This window comes from Iodobacter sp. BJB302 (assembly GCF_002735645.1).
Lineage (GTDB): Bacteria > Pseudomonadota > Gammaproteobacteria > Burkholderiales > Chitinibacteraceae > Iodobacter.
Genome location: NZ_PDZG01000121.1, coordinates 1 through 6,529, shown reverse-complemented (window position 1 = coordinate 6,529; position 6,529 = coordinate 1). Strand labels below are relative to the sequence as shown.

Here is a 6,529-nt window from a genome sequence, read left to right as displayed (position 1 = left end):
TTTTGATACCCGCTTCGCCAGTTAAATATTGCTGAACGACAGAGAGCTTGAATTGCGTTGAGTACTTGGACATAAAAACACCCCAAAAATATGGACGGGTGTCCAACTTTTGGGGTGCAGTTCAAATGGGAGGCCTTTCAATTATCAGCTAGCCAGAAGGCTGGAAATAATGTGTCTTAGAACTTACCAACCAGACCAAATGCGAACTGGTTCATGTCATTGCCTTTTGCTAAAGCAAAGCCAGAAGCGGTAGTGAAGTTAGAGTTCTTTTGGTTGTCTACTTTTGAGAAAGAAGCAACGGCCTGAACATACTTATGGAACTGATAGCCTACAGCGATAGTAGCTTGCTGGCCGCCAGTATCTGTCAGAGTTGTGCCATCTACATCATTTGCTTTTGCGTATTGAACTTGTACTTCAAGAGCATCTTTTTTGTAGCCAGCGATCAGGCCATAAACATTTTGTTTCTGATCGAAGTTCTTAGCCGCAGCAAGACCGCTTACGCTTGAAGAAGTGCGTTCAAACACTGCACCTGCGCTGAAGTCCATGTAATTAACCTGGCCGCCCAGTTGGTAAGCTTCAAGCTTTTGTGTACCTGTGAAGTTGGCTGCTTTTGCTGCGCTGCTGCCATCCAGTTTCCAGGCTGCATTGTTTACTGTTGTGTAACCAAAGCCAACATTAAACAGGCTGTGTTTGTAGCCTAAAGAAACCGAAGTCTGGCCCATCAAATCTGTTGCTGGTGTGTTGCTTGGTGTACCAGCAGCACCGGCAGAGATTGAGTTAGCTGAATCTTTACCAAAGTTGTGGCTTAAGTTCGCGCTGAAACCTGCCCAGTCTGGTGTCTCGTAAGCAACCATATCACCTTGACGTGCGCCAAGACGGTTCAGAATTTGCTTGGAGCCGTAGGTAGAAGACGCATCGTTCAGGTTACCGTACAGAGTAGGAACGATTTGTTTCAGTGACAATTTATAAGCATTGTCATAACGGCCAAGGCGTAAAGTACCCACTTGCTTGCCGCCTACGCCAACGAATGTATTGCGGCTGCCAATTTCAGCTTTGTCATCGGTGTTGTCACCGTTGTTACCAAGGTAGAAACGGCTTTCAACTTGGGCAACAGCAAAAAAATCATTGCCCAGGTCGTATTTGGCTTTGAAACCCAATTTGGATGTTTGGTCCATCAGGCGAGTTTGGCTGTCTGCAGTGTTAGCAATTGCCGCGCCGCTGTTGTTGTTTACAGAAATCACTTCAACAGCAGAACCCAATGTGCCGTAAATGCTGAATGGGCCAAGTTCTACATCTGCGAATGCTACAGGTGCAGCAAATGCAGCAGAGATAGCAAGGGCGATAAGCTTTTTCATAATCTGTACTACTCCCAAAAAACGAGTGAATGAAGTGGCAAGGGGTTTGCCACTTCTGCATTGGCAAAGATCACGGCACTTTTGTTATAAGAAGCCATTTTATATTCTTTTGCGGTATTATGACATTTCTTGTGCTTTCTGGTTGGCTAAGTTTTTTCAAAGTCAGCTCACAAAAAAGCCAAGGTTCATGAATCACTAATGCACGCATTTAGAAAGCAGTTGTATGTTTGCAGCAACAAATTGCTTTCGAACAATGCCAAGTCTAGGGGAGTTTTATTAAAAGTATATGACAAAAATATAGGTTTAAGCCTGTACAAACCCTTTGTAAGCCGGGCCAAACGTAGCATCTATGCAGCTTCCGGGAGATTCCGCCCGCATAAAGGTTTCACCGACCAGAAAGTTGTTAACGTGATTTTGTTGCATCAGAACAACATCATCAGGGGTGACAATCCCGCTTTCTGTGATCACGATACGATCGCTTGTAATCATTGGGAGCAGTTTCAGAGTATTTTGTAGCGAAACCTCAAAGCTGCGCAAATCGCGATTGTTAATTCCCAGTAATGGCGTTTTAAGCTGTAATGCCAGCTCTAATTCAGCCTCGTTATGCACTTCTACTAAAGCCGCCATACCCAGGCTGTGCGTTATTGCCTCAAAGTCTTGCAGTTGACTTAAGCTTAACTCTGCTGCAATGAGCAGGATGCAATCTGCGCTCCATGCGCGGGCTTCAAAAATTTGATATTCATCCACCATAAAATCTTTACGCAGAACAGGCAGATTGCATGCTGATCTGGCCGCTTTCAGGTAATCAAGGTGCCCTTGAAAGTAAGGTACATCGGTGAGAACTGACAGGCAGGCTGCACCATGTGCGGCGTAATCCTGTGCATGAGCTGCCGGCTGAAAATCAGCGCGAATCACGCCTTTGGACGGGCTGGCTTTTTTGATCTCCGCAATAATGCCGGGGTGGCCCAGTGCATTTTTGCTGCGTAATGAGCCCGTAAAGTCACGTAAGTCTGTATTGCCTTCGGCTTGAGCACGAATTTCATGCAATGGAATCAATTTGCTGGCCGCAGCTACTTCTTCGTATTTGGTGGCCCAGATTTTTTTTAAGATGTCAGACATATTTGGCTCTTTTGTTTAGGCATGGCAAGCCGACGTGCAGATTGCTGCAGCTTGTCAGCACTTTAAAAAAAGGCGGGTTTCAACCGCCCTGCAAAATGAATTTATGATTTAAATGCTTTGGGTGAATTGCACCAGCGCATCCAGCTTGGCACGGGCGCTGCCATCTGCCAGTACCTGGCCCGCCCGCTTAATCCCTTCCGCCAGTGATTCGGCTTTGCCCGCTGCGTAAATTGCGGCTCCGGCGTTCAGCTGCACAATATCGCGGCATGGGCTGGCCTGATTGGCCAGAACCTGCTCAATAATGTGTTTGGATTGCTGTGCATCATTCGCGTGCAGTGTTTTGATATCTGCCAGCTCAAAGCCATAATCACGCGGATCAAATTCAAACTCGTTAATCTGGCCGTCTTTCAGCTCGGCGATCAGGGTAGGGCCTGAAATAGAGATCTCATCCATGCCATCTTTGCCATGCACAATCAGTACATGCTTGCTGCCCAGCTGCTTGAGCACGCGCACCTGAATACCGACTAAATCAGGGTGGAAAACGCCCATCAGCTGGTTTTCTGCGCCTGCCGGATTGGTCAGCGGGCCCAGAATATTAAAAATGGTACGCACGCCCAGCTCCCGGCGGATAGGCGCAACATATTTCATGGCGCTGTGATGATTGGGGGCAAACATAAAGCCGAGGCCAATTTCATCAATAGAGCGGCCCACCTGCTCTGCGCTGAGGTTTAAGTTGATGCCAAAGGCTTCCAGCACATCGGCGGAGCCAGAGCTGGATGAAACAGACCGGCCACCATGCTTGGCAACTTTAGCGCCAGCGGCGGCAACCACAAAAGCGGCGCAAGTCGAGATATTAAAGGTGTGCGCGCCGTCGCCCCCTGTGCCGCAGGTATCAATCAGGTGGCTGCGGTCTTGTACATTCACTTTGGTAGACAACTCGCGCATCACCGTGGCCGATGCGGCAATTTCAGACACGCTTTCAACTTTAGTACGTAAGCCAATCAAGAGGGCTGCGGTCTGAACAGGGGACATTTCCCCTGTCATGATTTGCCGCATGAGATACAGCATTTCGTCATAAAACAATTCGTTGTTATCGATCAGGCGATTGAGTGCGGCTTGAATAGTAATCATGAGTGCTCCTTGGTGTGGGGCGGGTGATCTGGCGGCAAATAAGTCGTGGTCTGGCAAAAAACGCTGCAAACAGGCAGGCGTGAAATGATGAAGCGATTAAGCGGGCCATCTCAGGCTGCTGAATTAAATGCAGGTGCTAAACATGGGATACGGCGAGTTATATCAGTGCTTTGAAAACACTATTTTTTGAAGTTTTTTTTGTTTTGCACTTAGGATCAGGGCGCAGTTGCAGATTCTGAACTCAAATTATTAAGCTAAAGCTGCACAGGGCTACTGCACATAAAAGCGCGATAGTTCATCGCTGCGTGCCCGGTCTGAATCAATACGGCAGGAAAGCTCGGCAATCCCTGCGCCACTGCCCCCTGCAAAACTTTTACCAACCCAGGCGCAATGCGCCTGACGGTACGCTTCATAGGCCCGGGTGCTTTGTTTGAAGGCGGGCAATGCTTCGGGGCGGCCGGTGGCGCGGTCCAGGTTTTTCATCATTGCCCGGGTTGCGGCTTCTGCATTTTTCCGATCTTGCTCAGCCTGAGGGGCCAGCTTCGCTAAACAGGTTTTAATCAAAACTTGATTTGCGCCATCGCATTCCACCTGGGCCGGGGGCGATGTTTGGGCCTGCGTGTTGAAAGCAAGTAAGGCGCAAGAGAGGGTAAAGATAAGGCGCATGATTTATCCTGGGTGATAAAGAGGGGGCTGGTGCCTGCGGCGGGCAGGCACGGCAGAGGCCTTAAAGCGGCTTAGGATCTGTGTCAGGCCCATTCTTTTAAAAACTGATCCAGCATGGCGTGGCCGTGCTCGGTAAGGATCGATTCCGGATGAAACTGCACGCCTTCGATCGGCAGTGTTTTATGCCGCACGCCCATGATCTCGCCATCTTCTGTCCATGCCGTGATTTCCAGGCAGTCCGGCAGGCTGGAGCGTTCAATTGCAAGCGAGTGATAACGGGTCACAGTAAAGGGGGAAGGCAGGTTTTTAAACACACCCGTATTGCTGTGCTCTATTGGCGATACTTTGCCATGCATCAGCGTTTGCGCGTGTATGACTTTACCGCCAAAAGCCTGGCCAATGGCCTGATGCCCAAGGCAAACGCCTAAAATAGGCAACTTACCGGCAAAGTGATGAATCGCTGCCAAAGAAATACCTGCTTCGGAAGGAGAACAGGGGCCGGGGGACACCACCAGATATTTAGGTTTTAAAGCTTCGATTTCTTCGATGGTGATTTCATCATTGCGATGCACCTGCACGTCTTGCCCCAGCTCACCAAAATACTGGACTAAGTTATATGTAAAGGAGTCGTAATTATCTAGCATAAGCAGCATGGTTAGGTTATGTCCTTGATTTTATAGGGTTGAATGTGGATGCTGCTTATCTGTTGTCCGGCATTTTATCCGGTTATTTTTTTGCGTTAGCACTGAGACTGCGATAAACGCCCAAGTCTTGTAAATTATCGCAGTACAGGCGCAGGGCGTCTAGCGCATAGAAAAATAGACTTATTTTATTGAGCCAGTATTACGCCGGGCATTGATTTGCCTGTAAATGCAATCTGTCATTTCGGCCAGCAAGCCAGCCGGGCCTGAAACATGCGCTGGCTAAATATATGCGGGTGGGCGTAAAAGAAGAGCAATACTTTCAGATCTTGGATTACACCAAGGAGCACCAATTCCAGCAAGGGGCCATCTTCCACCTTTTAGAGCCCGATATTAACCAGGAGATTTACGGCCTGCCCGAATACCTGCCGGCGCTGAATTCTACCTGGTTAAATGAATCCGCCACGCTGTTTCGCCGCCGCTACTTTGCCAACGGCAGCCACGCCGGTTTTATTCTATACATGACCGACGCCGCGCAAAGCTATGTCGACGATTTGCGTGAAGCACTCAAGGGAAGTAAAGGCCCGGGTAATTTTAAAAATCTGATGGTGTACGCGCCAGGCGGCAAGAAGGATGGCATGCAGATTTTGCCTATCTCTGAAGTAGCGGCCAAGGATGACTTCTGGAACATCAAAAACGTAACCCGCGACGACCAGCTAAGCGCCCACCGTGTGCCAGCGCAACTGATGGGCATCATCCCCAACAACACCGGCGGCCTGGACGATGTAGAAAAGGCGGCTACCGTGTTTGCTTATAACGAGATTGAACCCTTGCAGGAGCGGATGAAGGAACTGAACGACTGGCTGGGGGTGGAAGTGATCCGGTTTAAACCCTACACTATATCTGCGATATAAAAATAAGGAAGCCCCAGCAAATGGGGCCTTATGCTATTTAGGTGAAGAATACGCAACGGCTGCTTCTTTCTGGTCAGTCCAACAACTACTTATATTTTTTTCTTTACATATTTTATATGCCTTTTCTCCTAATAAGCTTCTTGTTTTATCTAAATTTGACTGTTGAACATTAGTTTTTCTTTTTTCATTGTCTCTCCAGCCAAAGAAATAAATTTTATTAATTTCTTCTACAAATCGTTTATATTGAGCAACATCGTGAGCCATAGCCCTTTGATGGGGAAATGCTTGCTCAGGGATTTTGCTATTGAATTCAGTAAAGAAATCACATGGGCTAAATGGTTTTTCTTTGTTGAATTCTAATCCCAAAACTTCGCATAGTTTTTTGTAAATATCGTGTTCAAGTTTATGGTCAATAATAAATCCATTAGCAACTTCAATTTCAAAGCTAAAATTTTCTGACTTAACCCCAAACAGAAGAATAAAAGGTGCTCCATCAGTGAAAAAGAATACGTCAAAAATAGCTTTCCCTGATTTAAATTCAAATTTATATCTATCTATGCTTTGAGATCTCATGCTTTTACCTGATTATGTCTCTTGCTCAATCTCCTTGCTCAAACCACTTAAAAGGCCTAAGGTGAACGAACGTTCTTTTGTGGAGTGGTCGTCATGGCAATCAACCCAATCCAGATGCAAAAGGGGCTGT

General features: G+C 47.4%; 7 protein-coding genes. 1 reads left to right on the top strand and 6 read right to left on the bottom strand.

From position 1 onward, the window contains the following. Window positions 1-176: 176 nt before the first annotated feature. The 5 genes from CSQ88_RS21595 to CSQ88_RS21575 all read right to left on the bottom strand — a co-directional run bounded on the left by CSQ88_RS21595 (window position 177) and on the right by CSQ88_RS21575 (window position 4,924). Entirely contained in the window at window positions 177-1,355 is a 1,179-nt protein-coding gene (locus CSQ88_RS21595; RefSeq protein WP_099400127.1) for a porin, read from the bottom strand. Window positions 1,356-1,658: 303 nt separating this feature from the next. After that, complete coding sequence (gene trpC / locus CSQ88_RS21590) at window positions 1,659-2,474, bottom strand: indole-3-glycerol phosphate synthase TrpC (protein WP_099400126.1); 816 nt, start codon at window positions 2,472-2,474, stop codon at window positions 1,659-1,661. 108 nt (window positions 2,475-2,582) lie between these two features. Then, window positions 2,583-3,605 carry an anthranilate phosphoribosyltransferase gene (gene trpD / locus CSQ88_RS21585; RefSeq protein ID WP_099400125.1) on the bottom strand — a complete coding sequence of 341 codons (1,023 nt, stop codon included), beginning with the start codon at window positions 3,603-3,605 and terminating at the stop codon, window positions 2,583-2,585. Between the two features lie 270 nt (window positions 3,606-3,875). Continuing rightward, a complete protein-coding gene (locus CSQ88_RS21580) occupies window positions 3,876-4,271 on the bottom strand; it encodes a lysozyme inhibitor LprI family protein (RefSeq protein ID WP_099400124.1) in 396 nt (131 codons plus the stop codon). An 83-nt stretch (window positions 4,272-4,354) separates the two neighbouring features. After that, the gene (locus tag CSQ88_RS21575; protein WP_099400123.1) at window positions 4,355-4,924 is read right to left on the bottom strand and encodes an aminodeoxychorismate/anthranilate synthase component II; all 570 of its coding nucleotides are present in this window, start codon (window positions 4,922-4,924) and stop codon (window positions 4,355-4,357) included. 224 nt (window positions 4,925-5,148) lie between these two features. On the opposite strand from CSQ88_RS21575, the gene CSQ88_RS21570 reads away from it, so the two are divergent. Further along, window positions 5,149-5,826 carry a phage portal protein gene (locus tag CSQ88_RS21570; RefSeq protein ID WP_306475261.1) on the top strand — a complete coding sequence of 226 codons (678 nt, stop codon included), beginning with the start codon at window positions 5,149-5,151 and terminating at the stop codon, window positions 5,824-5,826. 33 nt (window positions 5,827-5,859) lie between these two features. Here the strand turns inward: CSQ88_RS21570 and CSQ88_RS21565 are convergent, their stop codons facing one another. Further along, window positions 5,860-6,399: a DUF6037 family protein gene (locus CSQ88_RS21565; RefSeq protein WP_099400121.1), complete on the bottom strand. Its 540-nt coding sequence runs from the start codon at window positions 6,397-6,399 to the stop codon at window positions 5,860-5,862. Window positions 6,400-6,529 lie beyond the last annotated feature (130 nt).